General features: G+C 50.3%; 1 protein-coding gene. It reads left to right on the top strand.

Translation table 11 applies throughout. The features are described from left to right. Nucleotides 1–537, top strand: a 537-nt coding sequence (locus tag IE070_RS16550) for an IS3 family transposase (protein ID WP_189484288.1), incomplete at both ends; no start/stop codon positions are given.

Genomic DNA, 537 nt, shown 5'->3' on the forward strand with positions numbered 1-537 from the left:
ACCGCGACATGCGTACAAAAAAGGTGGTGCTGAGCATGTGGAGATCCCTAACGTGTTAGCGCGCCAATTTGCTGTTGTGAAGCCGAATCACATGTGGTGTGGCGATGTGACATACATTTGGACTGGCAGTCGCTGGGCTTATCTGGCTGTGGTAATGGATCTTTTTGCTCGCAAGCCTGTGGGCTGGGCTATGTCGTTTTCACCGGATAGTGAGTTGACATGCAAAGCACTAAGCCATGCGTTTGAGTCGCGTGGCAAGCCAGAGGGCGTCATGTTTCACTCTGATCAAGGAAGCCATTACACCAGCCGGAAGTTCAGGCAATTACTCTGGCGCTGCCAAATAACGCAGAGTATGAGTCGGCGCGGTAACTGCTGGGACAACAGCCCAATGGAGCGCTTCTTCAGAAGCTTAAAAACAGAATGGGTACCTACAGTAGGTTATGGTTCTTTTGCTCAAGCAGAGCGAGAGATACTGGAATATATGCTGGGTTATTACAGCCAGCAAAGGCCACATCACTATAATGGTGGTTTGGCACC

The sequence above is a fragment of the Alishewanella tabrizica genome, assembly GCF_014652375.1.
GTDB lineage: Bacteria > Pseudomonadota > Gammaproteobacteria > Enterobacterales > Alteromonadaceae > Alishewanella > Alishewanella tabrizica.